16 protein-coding genes and 2 pseudogenes are annotated in these 22616 nt (G+C 68.7%); 8 read left to right on the top strand and 10 right to left on the bottom strand.

Going from position 1 to position 22616, the window contains the following annotated elements:
- Nucleotides 1-56 precede the first annotated feature (56 nt).
- The 3 genes from BLV02_RS07695 to BLV02_RS07685 form a co-directional block, all read right to left on the bottom strand.
- Nucleotides 57-674, bottom strand: coding sequence for an IS110 family transposase (locus BLV02_RS07695; RefSeq protein ID WP_069111048.1), 618 nt, complete (start codon nucleotides 672-674; stop codon nucleotides 57-59).
- A gap of 203 nt (nucleotides 675-877) precedes the next feature.
- Nucleotides 878-1312 (bottom strand): dihydrofolate reductase family protein, encoded by a 435-nt coding sequence (locus BLV02_RS07690; protein ID WP_069111049.1) that lies wholly within the window; start codon nucleotides 1310-1312, stop codon nucleotides 878-880.
- 235 nt (nucleotides 1313-1547) lie between these two features.
- The gene (locus tag BLV02_RS07685; RefSeq protein WP_141711534.1) at nucleotides 1548-1796 is read right to left on the bottom strand and encodes a hypothetical protein; all 249 of its coding nucleotides are present in this window, start codon (nucleotides 1794-1796) and stop codon (nucleotides 1548-1550) included.
- 203 nt (nucleotides 1797-1999) lie between these two features.
- Between BLV02_RS07685 and BLV02_RS07680 the strand changes: the two genes are divergently transcribed.
- The 7 genes and pseudogenes from BLV02_RS07680 to BLV02_RS38480 all read left to right on the top strand — a co-directional run bounded on the left by BLV02_RS07680 (nucleotide 2000) and on the right by BLV02_RS38480 (nucleotide 8535).
- Entirely contained in the window at nucleotides 2000-2290 is a 291-nt protein-coding gene (locus BLV02_RS07680) for a hypothetical protein (RefSeq protein WP_141711535.1), read from the top strand.
- Between the two features lie 610 nt (nucleotides 2291-2900).
- Nucleotides 2901-4253, top strand: coding sequence for an alpha-L-fucosidase (locus BLV02_RS07675; RefSeq protein ID WP_069111052.1), 1353 nt, complete (start codon nucleotides 2901-2903; stop codon nucleotides 4251-4253).
- A complete protein-coding gene (locus BLV02_RS07670) occupies nucleotides 4250-5104 on the top strand; it encodes an amidohydrolase family protein (protein ID WP_141711536.1) in 855 nt (284 codons plus the stop codon). The genes BLV02_RS07675 and BLV02_RS07670 overlap by 4 nt, the downstream gene beginning before the upstream one ends.
- A 375-nt stretch (nucleotides 5105-5479) precedes the next feature.
- Nucleotides 5480-6583: a mandelate racemase/muconate lactonizing enzyme family protein gene (locus BLV02_RS07665; RefSeq protein WP_216094173.1), complete on the top strand. Its 1104-nt coding sequence runs from the start codon at nucleotides 5480-5482 to the stop codon at nucleotides 6581-6583.
- Nucleotides 6583-7569, top strand: coding sequence for an aldo/keto reductase (locus BLV02_RS07660; RefSeq protein WP_069111053.1), 987 nt, complete (start codon nucleotides 6583-6585; stop codon nucleotides 7567-7569). Before BLV02_RS07665 ends, BLV02_RS07660 begins: the two co-directional genes overlap by 1 nt.
- A gap of 12 nt (nucleotides 7570-7581) precedes the next feature.
- Nucleotides 7582-7911 carry an L-rhamnose mutarotase gene (locus tag BLV02_RS07655; protein ID WP_069111054.1) on the top strand — a complete coding sequence of 110 codons (330 nt, stop codon included), beginning with the start codon at nucleotides 7582-7584 and terminating at the stop codon, nucleotides 7909-7911.
- Nucleotides 7912-8042: 131 nt separating this feature from the next.
- Nucleotides 8043-8535, top strand: a pseudogene (locus tag BLV02_RS38480) (GntR family transcriptional regulator).
- Nucleotides 8536-8611: 76 nt separating this feature from the next.
- On the opposite strand, the gene BLV02_RS07645 reads toward BLV02_RS38480, so the two are convergent.
- The 7 genes and pseudogenes from BLV02_RS07645 to BLV02_RS07615 form a co-directional block, all read right to left on the bottom strand.
- On the bottom strand, nucleotides 8612-10291 hold the full coding sequence (locus BLV02_RS07645) for an alpha-L-fucosidase (RefSeq protein WP_074946201.1): 1680 nt from the start codon (nucleotides 10289-10291) through the stop codon (nucleotides 8612-8614).
- Between the two features lie 322 nt (nucleotides 10292-10613).
- The gene (locus BLV02_RS07640) at nucleotides 10614-14879 is read right to left on the bottom strand and encodes a discoidin domain-containing protein (protein WP_069111056.1); all 4266 of its coding nucleotides are present in this window, start codon (nucleotides 14877-14879) and stop codon (nucleotides 10614-10616) included.
- A gap of 291 nt (nucleotides 14880-15170) precedes the next feature.
- A pseudogene (locus BLV02_RS38475) lies at nucleotides 15171-15686 on the bottom strand (FG-GAP repeat domain-containing protein); the annotation flags it as partial.
- A 964-nt stretch (nucleotides 15687-16650) separates the two neighbouring features.
- Complete coding sequence (locus tag BLV02_RS07630; protein WP_143045049.1) at nucleotides 16651-18168, bottom strand: DUF5703 domain-containing protein; 1518 nt, start codon at nucleotides 18166-18168, stop codon at nucleotides 16651-16653.
- 27 nt (nucleotides 18169-18195) lie between these two features.
- Nucleotides 18196-19023, bottom strand: coding sequence for a carbohydrate ABC transporter permease (locus BLV02_RS07625; RefSeq protein WP_069111058.1), 828 nt, complete (start codon nucleotides 19021-19023; stop codon nucleotides 18196-18198).
- Nucleotides 19020-19829 (bottom strand): carbohydrate ABC transporter permease, encoded by an 810-nt coding sequence (locus BLV02_RS07620; protein WP_069111166.1) that lies wholly within the window; start codon nucleotides 19827-19829, stop codon nucleotides 19020-19022. Before BLV02_RS07620 ends, BLV02_RS07625 begins: the two co-directional genes overlap by 4 nt.
- A 161-nt stretch (nucleotides 19830-19990) precedes the next feature.
- Entirely contained in the window at nucleotides 19991-21274 is a 1284-nt protein-coding gene (locus tag BLV02_RS07615) for an ABC transporter substrate-binding protein (protein WP_069111059.1), read from the bottom strand.
- A 93-nt stretch (nucleotides 21275-21367) separates the two neighbouring features.
- On the opposite strand from BLV02_RS07615, the gene BLV02_RS07610 reads away from it, so the two are divergent.
- Complete coding sequence (locus tag BLV02_RS07610) at nucleotides 21368-22567, top strand: ROK family protein (protein WP_069111060.1); 1200 nt, start codon at nucleotides 21368-21370, stop codon at nucleotides 22565-22567.
- Nucleotides 22568-22616 lie beyond the last annotated feature (49 nt).

Genomic DNA, 22616 nt, shown 5'->3' with positions numbered 1-22616 from the left:
CGATCGTTGACCGGCCGGCGCCACCTTCGACCACCTGATCGACGGTGGCGCCGGCTTCACCTCTGCGAGAACGGCGTGCCAAGCCGGCCGGCAGGGCCGCTGTATCGATGGCCGGCAGCGGCCGTTACCGGCGTCGGCGCACAGAGTGATGAAAGGCGGTGTCGTGATTTCGCACATCGCGCAGGTGATGCGCTTGGCGCGAGCCGGGCCGTCTTCCGCTCCGCGACCAGGCCCCGACGGTGACGGACCGCGGCACGCAGCTCCTCCACCGCCGACTCCTCGCCCTGCCCACGTCCGACACCCTGCCGCGCCAGATAGGTCAGCGCCGCGCAGTCGCGGTCATCGGTCTTGAACCTGCCCGAGCCCAGCTGGGTCCGCGCGGACCTGGTTTCCGAGGGAGCGAACAGCCGGATCGCGCCCGGGTGGAGCCGCTCCAGCTCCCCGGCCCAGGCCCGGTGCAAGCTCCCGGTCGCCTCGATCGCGATCACCAGCTCCCCGCCATGAGCCGCGAGCATCTTCTCCAGCGCCGCGATCCTCGACCGCGCCACCGGCAACGACACCGGCTCCTCCACCAGACCGGCCCCGTTGCTGACCCAGACCCGGTTCATCACATTGCCCGGATCGACCGCCACCACCACCGTCGAAGGCGCAAGCGCCACCTGAAGCACCGACATGACCGGCCTCCTCACCGATCGGAGAAGGCTCGACATCCCTTCACCGGGGTCGAGTCAGGCCATCCCCTCGACGGCCCACCATCAGCCTGCGCTCGTCGGCGTCAACGTCGTTCATGCTCGCTACGCTGCGCGTGCTCCACATTGACACCTCCCACGCGCCGGCCAAGGCAGCCGCGATCAAGGGAAGGCCCATTCATGACCTATCAGCCGGCCATGGTGGCGTTGATGCCGATGTGGATCTCGTCCATCAGGCCGCCCTCGGCCAGCGCGTGCGCGATCGGGCCCCATCCGTACGTGATGATGTCGCCACCCGCTTCCGCCTCGCGCCGGGCCAGTTCAGCGGCGACGCCGCCGGAGATGACCGTCGTGTTGGTCCACGCCGGATCACGCAGCGTGGTCGAGGCGACGAGCTTCGTCATGGTGTTGAGCTTGTCGGCGATCTCGCCGGTCTCCTGCGGCGACGTCGCGGCGAAACCCTCGTAGGTGCGCCGACCCAGCACGAGCAGGTCGCAACCGCGAAGCGTACCGCCGAAGAAGTCACCCATGTCAGAGTCGCCGACGTAGTCGAAGTGCCAGTCCTCCATCCGCTCCATCACCCCGTCGAGACTGACGTGCGTGACGTTCACGATCTTCCGCATCTCCGACCTCCTGGTCCGGCGATTCCACCGGGGACCCCTTGACCCCTGCCCTTCAGGTATGGGCGGCCGTACTCCAGGCAAGACTGGTCCAATCCGCTGCCGCCGGAGCGGACCGGTTCGGCGCGCACGAGCCGGGCCCGCACGAACGGCCCGGCGAAGGCGTGGAAGCTACCGCCCTAGCCTTCCCCCGGCCTGGGAGGAAGCTGAGGGCCGTCGCCTCAGCTGGAACGTTGGCCTACGGCCGCGGTTCTCCGACCTTGACGTAGACGGTGTAGGTGCCGATCACGGTGGTCCCGTCCTCGGCGTAGAGCGGCACCTTCCAGTCGCCATTGGCGTCGAGGCGTGCTTCCTGCTCGGCGACGGCCTGTTCGGGGGACGTCGACGAGGGCGGGTTGATGTCGGCGGCCCGGACGTATCCCTCGGTGCCGTCGTCGCCGACGGCGAGAATCAGGTCGGGGAACACGACGTCGAGGGAGGTCGGCAAGGTATCGAGCGTCATCCCGCTGGCGTTCGTGTTGTAGGCCGCGGCGGGCTGCTCGACGCGCTTGCCGCTGCCGGCAGCGGGCTCGTCCTCGGACCACGCCAGGGCGACGCCGCGCGATGCCGGCGGCGACTGGCCTTCTGATGGTCAGGATCTGCTCGGTCCCTCCGGGGTGGGGTGGTTCAGTCGCCGCGGGCCAGCTCTGGGTGCCAGCTTGGCAGGTCCTCGCGCTCGCGTGGGTCGCGCCAGTGATCGTGGAGCAGCACGTCGCGGTGCTCGTCGCTGTCCGGGTCGTCGCCGGGCGGGGGATCTTGGTGAACGGGCGGGTGGTGAAGTCGAGCTCGTCGACGACGATGCGGTCGGGGTGCTCGGGCTGGTTCATGACGAACCGGGCGCTGTACCAGCTGCCCGGCACCGGCGCGTACACGAACACGCTGAACCGGGCCTCGTTGACGATCTCGATCGACTCGTCGTCGGCCTCGAACGCGGCCGCGTAGTCGGTGTCGGGGTTCTCCCCGGCGATGTCACGCAGCCGGACCCGCGCGGTCGGGTAGGCGCCCTCGACGTCGAGGATCAGGTGCCGCCAGCCGGCCGGGGCGGCGTCGACGGCGCACAGGCGCAGCATCTCCAGCCAGTAGATGCTCAGGCCCCACGTCCGGGTATGGGCGGGGTGCCAGTCGGGCACCTGGTCGAAGTCGCCGACGTAGAGGCGTTCGTGCTCCGGGCGCAGCATCTCCGGGTGCGCGTCGCCGGCCGGGTTGTCGGCGGCCCAGAAGCCGCCGAACGGCGGGCTGCGCGATGACGAGGACACAGCTGTGCTCGCCATCGTGGTCGTTGCGCAGTTCGCGATCGACGACCCCGGCCAGATCAACCTGTGGATCAGCCGAGCGGTGACCACTGGCTCCGTCGAGAACGCCTTCGCCTGACGTTCCGACCCCAGGCATGAAGACCGACGAGTAGGAGCACACGCACGCAACCAGGCCTGGGCCACACGCGGAAGCCGCCACATCCGCTCCGACCCGAGCACGAGCAAGGCCACAGTGTCGAGCCTTGACGCAAGCCCTGTTTCCTCTATCCTATTGGAAATTGCCATAAGGAGGCGGCTCAATGGCCGACCCGATCAGCAGCATCGTGCGTGACCCGGCGCGGATCCCCGGAGGCGAGTGGTTCACCGGCGCGGGACTGGGGGTCTTCGTCCATTGGGACCACGCCAGTCAGCAGGGCATCGAGATCTCCTGGCCGCTGGTCGGGCACTCGATCATCCCGGGCATCGACGAGGTCGAGGACCCTGTGACGGTGGCGCAATACCACTCGAGCGCCGCCACGTTCGATCCCACTAGGTGGGACGCGCCCGCTCTTGCGAAGGCGGCCAAGAACGCGGGCGCCACGTACGTGGTCTTCACCGCCCGTCACCATGCCGGCTATTCGATGTTCCACACGGCACACTCCGCCTTCGGCGTCCAGCACGGATCCTTCGGCCGCGACATCGTGCGCGAGTACGTCGAGGCGGTGCGGGCCGAAGGGCTGCGTGTCGGGCTCTACTACAGCCTGTCCGATTGGCATCACCCCGGCTATCCCGCGTTCACCGACGCCGACCGGCCCTACCCGGCCGAGCGCTGGCCGGCCGCCGGCCGCCCGGAGAACGCCGGCTCGCCCGTCGCCACCGACCGGCACCGTCGATCCACACCCGAGCAGTGGGGCCGCTACGTCGACTACGTGCGCAGCCAGCTCACCGAGTTGCTGACGAACTACGGCACCATCGACTTGCTCTGGTTCGACGGCGAGTGGGAGCGCTCAGCCGAGGAGTGGGACTCCGCCGGGCTGCGAACGCTGATCAAGAGCCTGCAGCCCGACGTCGTCATCAACGAGCGACTGCCCGGCCAGGGCGACTACAAGACTCCCGAGCAGGCGTTCCCGCAGACGGCGCCGGACGGACCGTGGGAGCTGTGTCTGACGATCGGCCAGATGTGGGGTCACCATCCGGCGGACACGAAGAACAAGTCCGCCCGCTCCCTCGCGGTCAGCCTGGTCGAAGTGGTCAGCCGTGGCGGCAACCTGCTGCTCAACATCGGTCCGCGCGGCGACGGCAGCTTGGTCGAGGAGCACGTCGAGCGGCTGGACGCGATCGGCGGCTGGCTTGCCACCCACGCCGAGGCGGTCGTCGGCACCGTCCCCACCGACGGCGTCGACTTCTACGGGCCCACTACCGCCCGCGACGGCGTCGTCTACCTGCACCTCGTGCACCGGCCGGTCGAGGAGATCGTCGTGCGCGGGCTGCCGGTGCACCGCATCTCGATGGTACGGCTGGTCGCCGACGGCTCGACGCTGCCGTACGAGGTCGCCTTCGAGGTGCATCAGAACAACGAGCGGGGCGACAGCGAGCCGCTCGGCGAGCTGCGCATCGCGGCCCCCGAGCCCACCGGAGCGCTCGTCGACGTCGTGGCCGTGCAGTTCGCGTGAGCATCATCGACGCACACCACCATCTCTGGGACCCGGCCGTCCGGCCGTATCCCTGGATGACCGGACCGGCGGCGCCGCTGCGCCGCCGGTTCGGCGCCGACGACCTCACCGCCGCACTTGCGGGCACGGAAGTGACGGCGACGGTGGTGGTGCAGGCGGTCTCCGACGAAAGCGAGACCCGTGACCTGCTCAACGCAGCGGCCGACGGCGACAGCCCGGTCGCCGGGGTGGTCGGCTGGACCGATCTCACGGCGCCGGACGTCGCCGACACCCTCAGCAAGCTGATCGGCGACGGCGGCCGCTTGGTCGCCGTCCGGCATCAAACGCATGACGAACGCGACCCGGAGTGGCTGCTCCGCCCCGATGTCCGCCGCGGACTGGCCACGCTCGCCGACCTTGGCCTCGCGTTCGACCTGCTGATCCGCGGTCGCGAGGTCCCGGCGGCCGTCCGGCTGGCCAAGGCCGCGCCGGAACTCCAGCTCGTCGTCGACCACGCGGCCAAGCCGGCCATTGCGACCGGCCAATGGGAGCCCTGGCTCGCCGGCCTCACCGAGTTGGCCGCGTTCCCGCAAGTCAGCTGCAAGATCTCCGGCCTGGTCACCGAGGCCGACCCGCACCACTGGCGGGAGCAGGGCGTCGTCCGTTACGCGCGCCAGGTGATCGCTCTGTTCGGCCCGGACCGGGCGATGTTCGGCTCCGACTGGCCGGTGTGCACGCTCGCCGCCACCTACGACGACGTCGTGAACATCGCCCTCGAGGCAACGCACGATCTCAGCGACGCCGATCGACAGGCGGTACTCGGGGACACCGCCCGTCGCGTTTACTTCCAAGGGCGGGAGCCATGCACGTGAGACAGCAGACCGCGGCCGCCGCCGGGCACCACCTTCGCGCTGACGGAGTGCGAGGCGACGACAACACGTCGACCAGCAGCGGTCCACCGCAGCGCGACACCTGGATGAGCAGCCAGAGCGAACGCGAGCAGTGGGCGTCCTCATCACCGAGGCGCAGAAGGAGGACCCGGACCTCGACCTCAGCATCGAGGGACCCGAGCCTCTCCGACTACTGGGGCAAGGTCGAAGACGCGGCTCGCCGGTGAGAACAGCTCGTGCTTGCTGACTCGTCATGGCGGCGTCGACCATCGTCGTCGTCTCCTCGCTCTTCATCATCGTGCTGCTCCAGCGGCAGCTGATGACGGGCGTCAACATGGGTGGATTTGGAGAACGCTAGTGACCACACGCGACAAGCTGCGGATCGTCGAGGCACAAGCCTGGCTGTGCGACGTCCCGGTCGAGACCGTGCGCACCGACGCCGTCCAGTCCTTCGTGAAGCAGGAGACGATCCTCGTCACGGTGCGCACTGCCGACGGTGTCACCGGCACCGGATACAGCTACACGATCGGGACCGGTGGCGCCGCCGTGCTCAGCCTGCTGCGTGAGAGCCTGCTCGGCCTGCTCGTCGGCATGGATGCCGGCCGGCCGGAGGAGGTGTGGTCGACGCTGCATGCGGCCACCCGCGCGACGACGGTCGGCGCGATCACTGCGCTCGCGCTGGCCGCCGTCGACACCGCTGTCTGGGACGCCCGCTGCCGGGCGATCGGCCTGCCGTTGTGGGTGGCCGCGGGCGGCGCCCGGCCGCGGGTCCCGCTCTACGACACCGAGGGCGGCTGGTTGCACCTCAGCGCGGACGAACTGGTCACCCAGGCATCCGAGGCGAAGCGGCGCGGGCTGCACGGGGTGAAAGTCAAGGTCGGCAAGCCGCACGCCGGCGAGGACGCCGAGCGGCTGCGAGCCGTCCGCGAGGCCGTCGGGCCGGACCTGCACCTCATGGTGGATGCCAACCAGTCGATGACGGCGGCCGAGGCGATCCGGCGGGCGGCGCTGTTCGAGCCGCTGGATCTGTTCTGGTTGGAGGAGCCGCTGCCGGCCGACGACGTCGCGGGACACCGCCGGCTGGCGCGGTCGACGACGATCCCGGTGGCGGTCGGCGAGAGCATGTACTCCGTGGGCCACTTCCGCGCGTACCTGGCCGCCGAGGCGGCCGGCATCGTGCAGGTCGACGTCGCCCGCGTCGGCGGGATCACGCCGTGGCTCAAGGTGGCGCACCTGGCCGAGGCGTTCAACGTGCAAGTGGCGCCGCATTTCCTCATGGAGTTGCACGTGTCGCTGGCATGCGCGGTCCCGAACGGGCTGTACGTCGAGCACATCCCACAGCTGCGCGCCGTCACCACCGGCGAGATGGGCATCGCCGATGGCAACGCGGTGGCGCCGTCGGAGCCCGGGCTGGGGATCGCCTGGGACCTCGACGCGCTCGATCGGTTGCGGGTGGCCTGATGCGGGCGTTCGGACGGGGCGGCCTGCGGGTCGGGCCGGTCGGGTACGGCGTCGCCGCACTCGGCAACCTGTACGAGGCGCTGTCGGCCGACGTGTGGCCACGGTGCGTGCCGGCGGCCTGGTCGGCGGGGATCCGCTACTTCGACGTCGCGCCGCACTACGGGCTCGGTCTCGCCGAGGAGCGGCTGGGCCGCAGTCTGACCGGCTTCCCACGCGACGAGTACGTGGTGTCGTCCAAGGTCGGCCGGCTCCTGGTGCCCAACGACGGATACGCCGGCGAGCGCGACGCCGAGCTGTTCGACGTGCCGGCGACGCAGCGGCGGGTGCGCGACTACTCCCGTGATGGTGTGCTCCGCTCGCTGGAGGACACGCTGACGCGTACCGGGTTGGACCGGATCGACGTGCTGTTCGTGCACGATCCTGACGATCACTACCGCGAGGCGTTGGCCGGCGCGTTCCCGGCGCTGGAGGAGCTGCGGTCGCAGGGCGTGATCCGCTCGTACGGCGCCGGGATGAACCAGTCGGCGATGCTCGCCGACTTCGTCCGGCACACCGATCTCGACGTCGTCATGCTGGCCGGCCGGTACACGCTGCTGGACCAGAGCGCGCTGGACGACCTGCTGCCGCTGGCCGTGGAGCGCGGAGTGTCGGTGGCGGCCGCCGGCGTGTTCAATTCGGGCATCCTGGCGACACCGCTGCCGGCCCAGGGGGCGCGCTACGACTACGCTCCGGCGCCTGACGCCGTCGTCGAGCGGGTCCGGAGCATCGCCGCGGTCGCCGTGCGGTACGGCACGACGGTGCCCGTGCTGGCGGCGCGGTTCCCGCTGGCCCATCCGGCGGTCGCCACCGTCGTACTGGGTGCGGACTCGCCGGAGCAGGTAGCCCGGAACGCCGCATTGGTCGCCGAGCCCGTCGATCCGGACGTGTGGGCGGAGCTGATCGATGCCGGCCTGCTGCGGGCCGACGTGCCCATCGGGCCGATGTGAAGGGATGACACGATGCGCGTAGCGCTGCACTCCGTGCTGCGGCCGGGGACGGGACCGGACTACGACCGGGAGCACGAGCGCATCCCGGACGACCTCGCGGACTCGTTCGCGCGGCTGGGCATCCACGAATGGACCATCTGGCGCGTCGGCGTCCGGCTGTTCCATCTGGTCGCATGCGACGACTTCGACGCGGCCATGCGAGCGCTGGACGGCGACCCGGCGAACGAGCGGTGGCAGGCGCACATCGGCCGGTTCGTCGACGGCTTCCTCGGCGGCGACGGCGGCGCGCCGGCCCCGCTGGTGGAGGTGTGGGACCTCGGCGGGCAGCGACAGGCCGGTTGACCAGGCCGGTTCTCGAGCTTGCCTCGTGAGGATGATGCTGTGAGCCTCGGCCCTGATCACGCGCACGTCTTCGTGCCCGCGCGGCGGGCGCTGGCCGACGACGTCTACGACGTGCTCCACTCGGCCTGCTCATGGATCACCCGATCGAGCCGGGCGCCAAGGTCAGCATCGACGGCATCGCCCGCGAGTTCGATGTGTCGCCGACGCCAGTGCGCGAGGCGCTGGCCCGGCTCGAGTCCGAGGGCCTCGTGGTCAAGCGGCCGCTACGCGGGTACACAGCGACGCCGCTGCTCGACTCCGAGGGACTGCGGAAGCTGTTCGAGATGCGCCGCATCCTCGAGCCCCCCGCCGCGGGGCTGGCCGCCGCCCGCATGACCCCGGCGACGCTCGCAGCTCTGGAGACACTGGCGGCCGACATGCGGGCCCGCGCATCATGCGATCGTCCGGCTGCGTTCGCGCATGCACCTGTACCGGCTGTACTTCAAGCACGGCATCGAGCAGGAGACCTCCGGCGAGCACGAGGCCGTCCTCGAAGCGCTGCGAAGCAACGACTCCGACGCCGCGGCCGCCGCCATGCTCGACCACATCGAGCACTCCTACATCCGCTTGGCTCAGGCGGGCTGACGGCGCGTCCCCGCCCACCCGGCACCGTGCGTTCGCGACGCCGTCGGCGTCGCGAACGCACGGTCGGGTCGACGCCCTACGACTGGGTGAAGATCTGCAGCGGCGAACCACTCCACGTCGTCTGCACCATCGACGCGCCCGGCTCAGTACTCGAGGCGGTGAGGTACAGGCCGCTGTGCCGGTTCTTCAGCCGGAACCGTCCATCACCGAGATCCTCGCGCAGCCACTCGTCGTTCGTCGGAGACGCCAGCGAGTACTGACATTGGATGATGGGGGTGCCCGGCTGGGTCGAGGCCGACTGCACGACTATCGACTGACCGCTGTGGTGGGCGATCAGCCGTTCGTGTCCTTCGCTCGTGAGCAGCGGGTGGAAGGTCTGGTTCGCTGCTGTCCCGGGGGCGACCTGGACCACGGGTACGCCGCATCCGGTCGTCGGGCTCTGGACGGCGACTTCCAGACCGGTGCCGACCACGGTGAGGCCTGAGCTCGGGCGCGCGACGTACGTCGCGACGGAATCGATCGTGACGTAGCCGTTCCCCAACGCCGCGATCTCAACGGTGTGCCGCCCATGCCGGAGCCCGCGCACCGTGGACAGCGCCACGCCGGTTCGGGGCGTGTCACTCCAGGTCTCGACGATGTCGACCAGCCGGCCATCGACGCGCACGGCTGCGCGTGGCCCGAACTCCGGCCCGGTGTTGCCGTACCAGGTGAATCCGGTACCGGTGAAGGTCAGCTGAGCCTTCGCGCGAGGATGTTTCGCACTCAGGCAGTCGCCCGCGCCGCACTCACCCGGGTTGTCGTCCGACCAGCCGCTGGAATAGCGCAGCCGCGGATCCGTGGCATCGGCGTCGTCCATCTGCTCGCCGGCGCGTGGTCCCTCGCGTAGCGCGGCGAACTGGGCCATTGCGGCGTCCGAGAGCGTTCCATCCTCGCGGTGGAAGCCGACGTCCCAGGTCACGGCGCCTCCATAGTCGGTGACGGCGCGCGTGGTGTTCACGAACTGCGCGGTCGTGAGCGCCATGGGCGCGTCGGGTTTCGATCCCCACGTTCCCTGCGCATAGGAGAGGTAGTGAACCTGCGTCTGCGCGACTCCGGGGCAGTTCACGTATCGGCCGTCGTGGAAGACCGGCAGATCCGTGGGGCGGGCCTCACCGGCGGTGTAGTCGGTGCCGACCGCGCTGCACAACGTGCCGAGCCCAGGGTTGAGGGTCACGACTGTGTCGGCGTTGTGCCGCTGTGCGGTCGTGACGAAGGAGGTGTAGTAGTCCTCCTCGTTCGGCTGCCATGCACCGTCGATCCACCAGCCATCGACGCTGGTGCCCCATTGCGCCGCATACTCGGCGAAGACGGTCCGCCAGTTGTCGCGGAAGGTGTCGTTGCCGTTCGCGCCGCTGGGGGTACCTCCGCTGAGCTGCGCATCGGCGTACGGATCGTTGCGCGGCGGATCGGTCACGAAGTAGACGATCAGCCGCAGGCCCCGGTCGTGGAGCGCTTCGCCGAGGTCGGCGACGAGGTCACGCGTTGCCAGCCGGGATGGATGCTCCGCGGTCGCCGGCACCAGCTCGTCGTAGCGAGCGTTCGGGGCCGCCCAGAACCCGGAGATCTGGCCGACGCTGAAGATCATCCAATCCGCGCCGGTCGCCTCGATCTGATCCGCTACCGCTTCGACGTCGTATCCGTCGACGCGTGCCTCCCACTCCTCGACCGTGGGCATCTCTCCCGTCACCGGCTCGGACTCTGCCAGGTAGTGCGTCATGACGCCCCACCCGCCGGACATCCAGTCAGTCGCGGATCCGCCCGTGGCGGCCGCTGGCGCTGGCGCCAGCACGGTTCCGGCCAGGCCGACCGCGCCAGCCGCTGCTGCCGCGAGCCATCGCTTGAATGTATGACCCATGCTCTCTCCTCATCGACAAGCGAGTTCCTGACGATCTGCGGATGGTCCTGGGTATCGAAGCTCCTCGAGGGCGCAGGACCCTGGCCTTCGTGACGAGCGGGTCAGATCAGTTGGACGAAGACCTCCGGGGATCGGAGCAACCGGGCCGCTTCCTGGAATCCCCGGAGGTCTTCGTCCTGGACCGCTAATCCAGCACGCGGAGCTCTCTGATCTCGTACCCGGTCCCCGGTTGGCCGGGCGTGTTCGCCAGGATGCGGACGTAGCGAGCCGTCACCGGGGTGGACAGGCGGGTCTCTTCCGACTCCCCCTGGCCGGTCTCGAACACCAGTCGTTGAGTGGTCCAGTCGGTCCCGTTGTCGGAGGTCTGCACCTGGTAGCTGCGGGCCCAGTGCTCGCCCCAGACCACGCGCACGGTCTCGAACGTCACGGCGCTCTCGAGATCGACCGTGAGCCATTGTTCGTCACCGGCTTCGGAGTGCCATCCGGAGCCCAGGTCGCCGTCGACCGCGGCGGCGGCAGAACCTCCGCTGCTGGTGGTCGACGCTGTCGCGGGACGTCCCTCGGCGAGATTCTCCGGCGCGACGTACAACTCCAGCTCCGCCACGTTGAGCAGGCCGTCGGTCCGGACGATCCGGTACCAGCGGTACGCGGCCGAGCCCTCGACCGTCGCCGTGTGCCAGCCCACTCGTGGCTCGCTGTCGAAGGTGTACACGTCCTCCCAGCCGGCGTCGGGCGAGGTGTTCGACCCCTGGATTCTCGCCCCGGTCATCCGCTCCGGGAAGCTCGACCGTGGGTGGTAGCGGATGCCCAGGAGTGCCCGCTCATTGCCCGCACCGAGGTCGAGCCCCGCGTAGCCCGGCACCGGCATGCCATCGAAGAAGGTGTTCGCCTTCCCGTCGAAGGCGGCACGGAACGAGGTGTCGCCGGGGGCGCTGTTCCAGTCGGCAGTGCCGAACGGCGTCCCGCTGGCCCGGACGAGCCCATCGGCACTGTCGAACAGCTCCAGCTCACCGATCCTCGTCTCGCCGGTCCCGCCCACGTAGCGGAAGTAGCGATACGCGGTTCCCGGCTCCAGCACTGCCTCGTGCCAGCCCACGGCCGGACTGCCGGGAATGGTGTAGAGGTCGACGAAGCCGCTGTCGGGGCTGTTCGAGCCCTGGATCCTGGCGCCGGCAGCCGCGCCCGGCTGTGCGGAGTCCGGGTGGTACCGGAATCGAGTCAGGGTCCTGGCGGCGCCGTCGCCGAGATCGAGTCCCGCGTAGGCGTCGACTGCACCGCTGAACGTCGTGGCGGGGTCGCCGTCGAAGGCGGCCGCTGCGTTCTCGGAGCCGTACGGAGTCCCCTGCAATCGATCGGGCTCCGGGGTGGTGGGTGGCTTCTGATCCGTGAACAGCTCGAACTCGGCGAGGCTCGTCTTTGTCGTTCCGCCGATGAAGCGGTAGTACCGGTAGGCGCCGGCCGAGGCGAGGGTGATGTCGTGCCAGCCGTCGTCGGGTGCGAAGTTGACCTTGGCCAGGTGGATGTAGCCGCTGTCGCGGGAGTTGGAGCCCTGGATGAACCCGCCCTGCATCAGGTCACCGTGGCCGTTGCGCGGGTGCAGCCGCACCCGGGTGACGGGCTTCGCCGTGCCCAGGTCGGCACCGACGAAGCTGGCGACGTCGACGCCGTCGTAGAAGGTGTCGACGTTGCCGTCGAAGGCCGCGGTGGCGCTCGTGTCCCCTGGCTCGGTGTCGGCGTCCGGGGACCCGAACGGCGTGCTGGTGACCTGCACCTCGAAGTCCGGCAGCGCGGCGGGCTTGGCCGGTGGCGCTGCCGGCTCGATTCCGTCGGGTGTGACGACGTACCAGGTGAAGCTCATTGGCGGCAGGGTCACGTCGAGCTGGGCGTTGCCGTTGGAGTCGATGGTGAGGTTGCTGGGCTCACCTTCTCCTTCGCGGTAGACGTCGATCGTGGTGTCGGTGGGCGTCGCGGTGGGGTAGCTGCCTGCCCAGCTCGGCTTCGGGAAGTTCTCGAGAACCGGGTAGGGGCCGAAGATCGGGATGTCCTTCGTGTCGAGATACGACCCCGGGACCGGCTGCGGCGGCTGCGTCAGGTCGGTCATCCCCGTGTAGTACAGCGGGACGGTCAGGCTCTGAGTGCGTTCCTCGTCGGTCTGGTTGAAGACCGCCACCAGCGCCCGCTCGTCGCCATCGGATTGTGCGTGCATGAACGCGTCGATGCCGGTGCCCCGGGCGAGGTCGCCCTCCTTCTGGCGCGGCGGGATCAGGTGCACGATGTCGGCGGTGACGAGCTCGCGGTAGGTCTTGTAGACGTCGACCCAGTACTTCACCACCGACCGGACGTCGGCGTCGCCGTCGTCCATCGTCGTGCCGCGGAACGCCGGGTTGACGCCGGCCAGGAAGCTCTGCCCGATTCCCCAGCTGTAGTCGAACAGGTTCTGCCGGAGCGGTTTGAAGATCGCGTCGGCGTTGCCGCCGTGGTAGGGGTCAATCGGCATGAAGGTCCAGGTCGCCGATGGCGCCTTCTCGTACGTGCCGTTGTAGATGTACTGCCGGCCGTGCATCAACTGCTGCTGGCGAGGCTGGCGCCAGCCGTATTCTTCGTAACCGATGACGTTCTTGTTGGCGCCGTTGAAGTAGTGCAGGTCGGGCGCGTTGATGTACGCGCCACGCTCACGCATCATCCGGTAGAAGTCGTTGCTGAAGGTCCATTGCTTGTAGACCGAGTCGTCGCCGCCGTCGGTGTAGGCGTGGTTGGTCTCCTCACACCGGAACATCGGCCACGGCCCGTCGAGTTCCACGACATCGATCCCGCTGGTGTCCATGCTGCGCTGCACCCGGTTCATGTACTCGGAGAACCCGGTGGTGCCGAGGCCCATCACGGTGCCCCACCCGGTGCCGGCGCATGTGCTGTCCGCCGGGTTGAAGATCTGGCCGGTGGTGAGCAGGGTGTACCCGCCCACATCCATGCCGGTCTCGCGCACCGCGTCGAAGTCCGCCTTCTTGCGGGCGAGGTAGGCCGGATCGGTGCTCAGCATGTTGTAGCCGCTCCCGAACGACTGGATCATCATCTCGAAGCCCATATCGGCGCCGGCGGTGGCCGAGTCGCGCAGGGCGGTCGGATTGTCCGAGAGCATGTGGTAGAAGAGCGGGTTCTCGGTGATCTGCGGCGCGAGCGTGCGGTACATCGCCTTGATCTCCATCTGCTGCGCTTCGTAGTGATCGGTGCTGTGCAGCAGCAGGAAGCTCCGGAATCCGTCGAAGTGCCCGCCCCAGTGCGGCTCCTCGGTCCCGATGTGATACGCCGGGCCCTCCTTGTAGAGGACGGTGTAGGTCTGGTGATCGTCGTTGTCCGTGACCGTGTATGTACGGTCCTTGTCGTTGTTGCGCGACGCGTTGCCGGTGTAGCCGTGGTAGTCGGTGTCCAGGTAGAGGCGCCCCGCCAGTTCCGACCGGAGGTGGAGCCGGTCGACGGTGAGGTCGTCGATCATGACCGGTGTCGCGGTCGAGTTGTCCACCGAGACCTTCTTCATGACGGTGGCGATGCCGTCGTAGATCTCATAGCGCGCGGTGACGGTCAACCCTTGCAGGTTCTCGGGGAGGCTCGGATGCGGGCGGAACGTCACCACGAGCGCCTTGCCCTTGGCCGGCCAGGGCCGTTCCTCGGCGTACGGCTTGAGAGTGACGCCGTCGTCCTGGTAGGGCGTCCACTCGTAGGGCTTCTGCGTGCTGTCCTCGATCTGGTGCGAGGCGTATACGAAGCCGCCGGTCGCGTCGGCTCCGCCGACGTCAAAGGCGGTGCCGTCCAGGACGATCTCGGCCTCCGGCTCGCCGGAGTGGTGCAACATCTCCTGGCCGGTGCCCAGGTTCGTCAGCGAGGTGGTGGACATGTTCGGTGCAGTCGTGAAGGCGCGCTCGACGATTCCGTTGGCCATCGTGATGGTGTCGCCGTCGATGGTGATGGTCGACGGGGTGGTCACCGGGTGCACGACCCAGTCCTGGCCCTGTGCACCGGCGACGGTGAGGGTGCTCTGGTTCTCGATCTCGTGCCGGCCCGCGCCGAAGCGATAGCTGACCGTCCCGGTCAGCGTCACCTCCCCCGGCGACGCATCCTCGGGTGCCGTGACTCTCCAGGTGGTGGCCAGCGATCCGTCCGACACTCCGTCGGCCCACGGGCCGCGCTGGGGCAGCTTGTCCGCGTGGCTCGCGGAGGTCGCCTCGGCGGTCCACCCGTCCGGCACGGCGAGGCTCACGTCGACGTCGAGCACCGGACGGGTGGAGGCGACCGTCGTGACGACGTCGACGCTCGCTCCGGCCTCGATCTCCGAGCCGGCGTCGATGGTCAGCACCGGCTCGGCCCGGGCATCCTGCTGGGCCGCGGCCTGAGCCGGCGGCCCCGCGGTCGCCGCGCCGTGACCTGCGACGAATGCGGACGCCAGCAGGGCGGCCACCAGAGTGAGCGACGCTGTACCGAAGCGTCTTCTGGTCCGCGACAGGCGTATCGGACGGCGTTGTTCGATCATGGACGTTCCCTTCCTCGAGAGGACCGGCTCAGCCCTTCGGGGCGCGGCCGGTGAGACCACGCACGAACTGCTTGGGTATGTGAGAGAGAGGCGCCTGAACCGCTAGGGGTCCGGCGTGGTGTTGTAGCGGACCGTCCATTCCCCGCCGGTCTGCGCCCAGACGACGAGGTCGTCCCGTCCGTCGCCGTCCACATCGGTCATCAAGGGCGTGCCGTTGCCCGGCGGGGGTGCCATGGTTCGCGCGGCCGTGAAGGTGCCGGAACCGGTGCCCCTACGCAGGCTCCAGGCGGTCCCGGTCCACGCTGCCAGGTCACTGAGGCCGTCGCCGTCATAGTCCCCGGCAGTGCTCGGCCCGGGCGGCTGGGCCCAATGTGTCTGAGTCTGGTCAGCGACCCCGAACTGTCCGTCGCCATGGCCGTAGCGGACGAAGAGGCTGCCGTCGGACTGCCAGACCCCGATGTCGTCCTTGCCGTCACCGTTGTAGTCCTCGACCAGCACGCGGGACCCGGGCTGTGCGGTCCAGGTGTAGGTGGTTTGGTTGCCGAATGCTCCTGCACCGTCGCCGTATCGGATCGTCCAGACGCCGTTGGACCAGAGGCCGATGTCCAGGCGGTCGTCGCCGTTGAAGTCGCCGCCGAGCAAACACCGGCGCCGGCCCAGACCGTGCTGGTCTGCTCGCCGAACTGGCCGGTGCCGTCGCCGTACCGCACGTGAAGGTCGCCCGAGCTCTGCCACGCGACCAGGTCGCCCTTACCGTTGGCGTCGACATCACCGGCGAGCACGCTGGAGCCGGCCTGCACGGACCAGTCGTACGTGGTGGTTTCGGCGGGTGTCGGCCGGCGCACGGTGATCGTGCCCGCGTCGGCCGGGGTCACTGTGTAGTCCACATCAGTGCCGATCCGTGAGCCGGTGACGGTCCGTCCGAGGGTCGTGTGCAACTTGAACCGGACATCCCAGGTGGACGGCCAGGCGTTGAACAGGATGGCGTCGCCGCCCGCCGCCGGGTGCAGGAGCATGGCCTGGAGCGCGATCTTCCCGATGGCCCGCTGCTCCTGACCCGGCTCGCCGTCGACGCCTCCTGGACCGAACCCGCTGTAGCGCCAGCTGCCAGGGCGGAAGGTCGCGAGCATCTGGGTGCGTGCCTCGTCGGTGAGTCCGAGGTAGGCCGCGTGCGTGGCGTCGTGACGCCAGTCCTGGGTGCCGTTGGTCGGGTACTTGCCTCGGCGTTCGTTGTAGGAGGCGACTGCCAGGTCGAGGTGGGGCTGGCCGTTGCCGAACAAGCGCAGGGGAAAGATCGGCCAGAGGTTCTGGTTGTTGGTGTCGGTGCCCAGGAAGACGTCCTTGGCTGTCTTCAGCCGGTCGTCGGGGCCGTAGCTGGTGTCGTTGTCGGAAGCTGAGGCACCGATCGGGAGATTCGGCAGGCGGCCGCGGACCTGTTCCCAGTACTCGCGATCGCTCGCCGTTGTCATGGACGGTGGTAGGGCGAGGAGCCCGTTCACGACTCGGTGCAGTCCGGCGGTGTCGGCCATGGGGTTGCGAAGATTGCGGTCGCCTTCCCCGGAGTACATGGGGTACATCTCGATCTTGCCGCCGTTGTGGTTCCAGTGCGTGTCGTAGAAGCGCACGATCTCGCGGGCGACCGGCACGAGCTTGTCCTGCACGAAGGTCGCGTCCTGGGTGTACGCGTGGTAGTCGAGCATCATGGCGACGAGTTCGACGTTGCCGGCGTAGAGGAATCTCGTCCAGGAGCCCGAGTACCAGCTGTCGGGGTTGCCGTCGCGTCTCCAGCCGTATTCACCGCCGACGGAGTGGCCCCATAGGCCCATGACCTCCGGCCACATCGCGCCTTGTGAGGACGGAAGGACGACGCTGGTGGGGGCCTCCACTCCTCCATCCCCCAGAATGCCTGCACTCGGGCCATGGCAAGAGGGAGCGAGGAGACGTATTGGTCGAAGTAGGGCTGCATCAGGTCGAAGTCACCCGAGGCCAGCATGCCCCAGTAAGGAAAGCGCTGGTTGAAGGCGTGGTAGGAGTTCCATTTGCGGAAGTCGGGGTCGGTTGCGGTACCCGGGGTGAACGGTGAGCCGTTGAAGCGGATCGGCATCTTCGGCGTCCGCCCAGCGATCGCCTGGACGTAGCGTGCGTGCAGCCACCCTTTCGTCGCCGCGGTCGCGTCGGCGTCACCGCTGGCGAAGATGTACGAGCGGTTCCAGAAGTCGGCCCACCATCGCGCGTGGGCCGCACGCAGGGTGGCGGTCGGTGTCGCGGCAAGCGCGTCTGCGTTGGTCGTGATCGCTGACTCCCAGTTCGAGAGCCAGGAGGGGCTGGTGTCGATGGTCGTGTACAGGTTGATGTCGAGCCGCTGGTTGCTCGCGGGGGCGGAGATCAGCCGCGACGGGGAGAGAGTCCGGAATCCCGGGCCTTGGACGAGGCCGCCGTAGGTGCGTCCATCGAGGATGTCGCCGAACTCGGTCGGGCTGAGCTTCTGATGGCTCATGATCTCGTCGTAGCGAGAGCCGTCGTTGTGGTGAGCCCACATGAGCTTGTCGGTTCGCGTGTAGACGGAGTCTGTCGTCACCCGGGGCGGGAACGGGGAGGTGGCTCCGTTCTCGGAGTCGACCAGGTCGTAGAAGTTGAGATTGGCGCGGCTCGGATTCTCGACCACAGTTGGATGGAGATTGACGAAGTCGACCTGCATTCCGAACGGGCGGGCTGCGTCACTCTCGACGTGAATGGCCTCGTTGTTCGCATCGGCCCACACCCGGGTCGTGATCTCCCGCGTGGTGCCCGACGTGATCACGATCTCGCCGTCGATCAGCTGTAGCTCCTGGCGGAACGAACTGGACGCGAACGGGTTGGGGGTGAAGGTGATGTCGAGGCGTCCGAGCTTGTTCAATCTGACGTTCTCGTCCCAGGAATCGCCAGTCGCGAGGAGGAGTTTCAGGGTGTCGCCCTCGACCCAGACGTTCGCTGCCTGCACGCCGTTGCCGATCGGCATCGACCCTGTCACGTCGGCGCTCTTGGAGGTCCACACCTCGTTGAAGGCGGGCAGTTGGTCTTCGACGATGGAGGTCTCGACTTCCGCCGCCGCAGCGGCCGGGCTGCCGTGTCCCGCAACGAGCGCGGGCGCGAGCAGCGCGGCCACCAGGGCGATCGACGCTGGGCCGAACCGGTTCCGGCGGCGATTCGGGCATGTCGGACGGCGTCGTTCGATCATGGATGTCCCTTCGTCGAGAGAACCGGCTCAGCCCTTCGTGGCGCCGCCAGTAAGACCACGGACGAACTGCTTCTGGAACGCGAGGTAGAAGATGAGCACGGGCAGGGTGGCCAGGAGCATGAACGCGAACACGGCGCCGAAGTCCTGCTGGTAGGGCCCGATCGAGCGGAAGATGCCGACCGTGACCGTGTTGCCTGCGCCCGGCCCGAGGACGAGCAGCGGGGTGAGGAAGTCGTTCCACACCCAGACGCCGAGGAAGATCAGGACACTTGCCGATGCCGGCCTCAGCAGGGGAAAGACGACCTGCATGAAGGTCCGGAACCGTCCGGCGCCGTCGACGGCCGCCGCCTCCTCGAGCTCACGTGGAATGCTCCGGATGAAGCCCATGAAGACGAAGACGGCGAATGGCAGGTAGTAGCCGACGTTGACCAGAACGGCCCCGGGCATGGTGTGCATGAGCCCGATGCTGTCGAGAATGCGTGTGACGGGAAGCATGATCACTGCCGGCGGGATCATCAGCCCGGTCAGCATGGTGGCCAGGACGGCTCGGCTCCACCACCGTCCGGAGCGGACGAGGTAGTGCGCTGACATGGCGGCCAGCATGGTCGTGATGATGATGGTGGCCGCGGTGAGGGTCACCGAGTTCAGCAGTCCGTACCAGTAGAGTCCGTCTGGTCGGGTGACTACCTCCTCGAGATTCTCGAGCGTGGGTGGGACCGGGAAGCGCAGCGGCGAGGCGACGACCTCGGAGCTCGGTTTGAACACGTTGACGAGGGCGACGTAGAGCGGCAGGCAGAACACGGCTGCCACGCACAACGCCGCGACGGGCCGGAGCCAGGAATGCGCGGACCTCACAGGTCGACCTCCCGGCGCTGGAGCAGGCGCAGCGTGGTGGTGCTGGCCACGGCGACGATCACCAGCATGATCGCGGCCATCGCCGAGGCGACGCCGGGGCGCTGCTGGGTGAAGGCGGTGCGCACCACGTCGAATGCGATCGTGGCGGTGCCGTTGGTGCCGGGCCCGCCGTTGGTGAGCACGGCGATCTGGTCGTACACCTTGAAGGCGCTGATCATGAGCATGACCGTGTTGATCGTCAACGCCGGTGCGAGCAGCGGCCAGGTGATGTGCCTGAATCGCTGCCAGACGCCGGCGCCGTCGATGGCTGCCGCCTCCTCGAGCTCCATGGGCACGCCGGCAAGTCCGGCGAGATAGACGACGATGGCGAAGCCGAGCATCTGCCAGCTCAGGATCGCCGAGACGGAGTAGATGGCGTAGGACGGGTCACTGAGCCACCCCGGCGGGTCGGCGACTCCGGCGCGGATGAGAAGTGTGTTGAGCAGGCCCTCGTCGACGAGGATCGCGCGCCCGATCACGGAGACGACGACGGCGGAGAGGACGACGGGGGTGAAGAACACGCTGCGCAGTGCGGAGTACAGCCACCCCTGCCGACGCAGGAGCAGGGCGATCGCCAGGCCCGCCACATTGGTGACGCCGACCACGATGACGGTGATCACCACCGTGTTGCGGAGGGTGTGCAGGAAGTCGTCGTTGGTCAGCAGGAAGCGGAAGTTGTCCAGGCCGACGAACGACGTGGTGGGCCGGGTGGCGCGCTCGTCGGTGGTGCCGACGTAGAGGGTCCACAGGATCGGCACGAGCACCATCGCGCAGAAGACCACCAGGGTGGGGGCCAGGAACACGGCCCCCTCCCCGGCTGTGGTCCACGATCGTCGTCGTGGTGCCCGTGGCCCGGGCGCCGAGGCCGGTGGAACGTCGTTGTGGGCCTCGGCTGCCCGTACGTCTCCGGTCACGGTTGGTGTCCGATTCACCGTTCGAGGTCCGTGAGCTTCTGGTTGAGGGTGGCCACGAAGCTGTCTACGTCGGCGCGTCCGTTGAGCAGGTCCAGCAGTGCGGCGTCGACCTCGGCGATGAACCCGGGCGGAAGTGCGGGTGTGCCGCCCTCGTTGCCGAAGCTCGTGGTCACCGTGCCCTCGGCCTGGGCGCTGTCGAGAAGACCGAGTGTCTCGTTGTACAGCAGCGGCAGGTCGGAGGGCGGTTCGTAGCCGTCCAGCGCGACGAACAGGCCGTCGAAGCGGGCGCCGCCGTCGGCGTTGACGCGGGAGAACTCGATGGCCCACTGCTTGGCCAGGTCGACGTCCTCGGCCGATGCGCTGACGGAGAGGCCACCTCCGGTGTAGGCCGGCAGGACCAGCGAGCCGTCGTCGGTGGGCATCGAGAAGACGCCGATCTCCTGCTGCTGCGTCTCGTCCGGCGCGGCGGGGAACCACGACCCCATCGGGTACATCGCGCCTTCGCCGTTGAGGAAGGCGTCCTGTGCCTCGGCGTAGGTCGCGGACAGGTTGTCCACGCGGGCGGCGCTCGCGAGGGCCTGCATCTTGGTCGCGGCGTCGACGAACAGGGGGTCGCTGAAATCGACCTCGCCGGCGACCAGCTTGGCCAGCCATTGCGGGTCCTCGGCGTAGACCTCGGTGGCCATCAGCTGCGCGAAGGTCCAGCGCGGCCCGAGCCCGTCCGGTGCACCACCACCGATCACGAACGGCGTGATGCCCGCCTGTTCGAGGGCGGCGACATCGGCGAGCAGCTCGTCCCACGTCGTCGGCGGCTGGTCGATGCCGGCCGTCTGGAAGGCCGCCTTGTTGTAGTAGATCTGCCAGGTCTGGGAGTTCGTGGCCAGCTGGTAGATGGCGCCGTCGAAACTGTTGGCGGTCGGGTCGATCCAGTCGGCGAGCTCGTCCTCGCTGAACTCCGCCAGCTTGCCCGCCTCGGCCAGGCCGCCCGGGTCGATGGCCACCATGACATCGGGCAGCTCGCCGGTCGAATCGAGCTGACGCACGTACTCGTTACGCTGCTCGGCACTGGGTGCGACCAGCTTCTCGATCGTGACACCCGGCACCTGCTCACTGGTCCGCTCGATCACGTCGTCCCAGTACTCGGCGGTGAGATTGGGCGTCTCGAACGTCAGAAACGTCAACGTGACCTCATCGTCACCCCCCGAGGACTCAGCGCCACCAGCCGTGCAGGACGCAACGCCCCCCGCGATGAAAAGAGCCGCGGCAACCGCCCGCACACCCCAGATCCTGCTGCTCATGTGACCGCCTCGTCGTTGAACCGATGGATTTCTATAAAGAAGGTTGTTTTACATAATTGTGTAACGGGGCTCACTGTAGGTAGCCTGAGCGACGTGCGTCAAGCCTCGAACCTCAATTGGTCCTCACCAGGACTCCCAGGTGACCCCGGACTGCTGCGGCGACTGAACCTCGCCGCGGCCGTGCAGGCGTTCTGGGAGACGGAGTCAACGACCATCGCCCAACTCAGGGAGGTCATGCAGGTCTCGCGCCCGACGGCCGAAGGCGTCCTCACCGACCTCATCGCCAGGGGCGACGTCGAGGAGGTCGAGGTCGCCCGTAGCCCGGCGCCTCGCGGCGCTGGGCGGCCACCGAAGCTGTACCAGCTGGTGAGCCGCTCCCGCTATGTGGTGGGCCTGGACATCGGTGCGCACACGATCGGCTGTGTCATCACCGATCTGCGCGGCGCCATCCTGCAGCGTCGCCGTCGCCGGGTGCACCCCCGTGCGCGCCCGGCGACCCGGCTGAGCGCGGCGGCCGTGCTCGTCGCCGACGTCGCCGCGGACCTGGCCGTCGATGTATCGCGGATCGTGGGGCATGGCGCGGGCGTGACCGGCCTGACTCACGATGCGCGCGGCTCTGCGGACATCACGACTCTCCCGGCCGGGCCCGGATTGCACACGTACTCCCTTCCGGGCTTCGCCGACATCGACCCCGGTGCGGAGATCTCGGCGGCGCTGGGCGGCGATGTCGTCATCGACAACGACATCAAGCTGGCCGCATTGGCCGAGTGGGCCGGGGGCGCCGCAGCACACGTCGATGACGTCGTGTACATGCACGCTGGGCGACGGCTCGGCTCAGCGGTGGTCGTCGGCGGCCACGTGCTGCAGGGCAGACATGGCCTCGCGGGTGAGATCGGCAGCATGCGCATGCTCGGCTGGCACGAGGCCATGACGGCGTTCGAGCACATCCGGGAGCGCTTCCGCTCCTCGCGGACCGGGGACGGCGCAGTTGAACTCCTTGCCGCCGCGAGACGCTCCGAACCCGATGCCGTCGAAGCCGTCGACCGGGTGGCCGTGGCGTTGGCACTCGGCGCGTCGGCGCTCGTACATGCCGTCGACCCGGCGCTCGTCGTGCTCGGGGGCGGGCTGTCCCGGGCCGGCGAGCCGCTGACGACACCGTTCACGGCGCACCTGCAGGAGACGTCGTTCTTTCCACGCGAGGTCGTGGTGTCTGAGTTCGGGGAGCACGCGGTGGCGGTGGGCGCCGCCCGGCTCGCAGTTGAGGCATTTCGCGAGAGGATGGTGGGCGTGTGACGCCCCGACGTGAGGTCGAAAACGTTCGGATCGCCCCGACCACAGGTGT

The organism is Jiangella alba (genome assembly GCF_900106035.1).
Lineage (GTDB): Bacteria > Actinomycetota > Actinomycetes > Jiangellales > Jiangellaceae > Jiangella > Jiangella alba.
Note: the sequence above shows the minus strand (reverse complement) of the source record. Positions and strands in the feature narration are given on the sequence as shown.

Coding starts and splice junctions, on each gene's coding strand:
- BLV02_RS07630 (WP_143045049.1), bottom strand. CDS start 18,168: ATGATCGAACGACGCCGTCCGACATGCCCGAATCGCCGCCGGAACCGG.
- BLV02_RS07695 (WP_069111048.1), bottom strand. CDS start 674: ATGTCGGTGCTTCAGGTGGCGCTTGCGCCTTCGACGGTGGTGGTGGCG.
- BLV02_RS07645 (WP_074946201.1), bottom strand. CDS start 10,291: ATGACGCACTACCTGGCAGAGTCCGAGCCGGTGACGGGAGAGATGCCC.
- BLV02_RS07675 (WP_069111052.1), top strand. CDS start 2,901: ATGGCCGACCCGATCAGCAGCATCGTGCGTGACCCGGCGCGGATCCCC.
- BLV02_RS07655 (WP_069111054.1), top strand. CDS start 7,582: ATGCGCGTAGCGCTGCACTCCGTGCTGCGGCCGGGGACGGGACCGGAC.
- BLV02_RS07690 (WP_069111049.1), bottom strand. CDS start 1,312: ATGCGGAAGATCGTGAACGTCACGCACGTCAGTCTCGACGGGGTGATG.
- BLV02_RS07620 (WP_069111166.1), bottom strand. CDS start 19,829: ATGGTGCTCGTGCCGATCCTGTGGACCCTCTACGTCGGCACCACCGAC.
- BLV02_RS07660 (WP_069111053.1), top strand. CDS start 6,583: ATGCGGGCGTTCGGACGGGGCGGCCTGCGGGTCGGGCCGGTCGGGTAC.
- BLV02_RS07615 (WP_069111059.1), bottom strand. CDS start 21,274: ATGAGCAGCAGGATCTGGGGTGTGCGGGCGGTTGCCGCGGCTCTTTTC.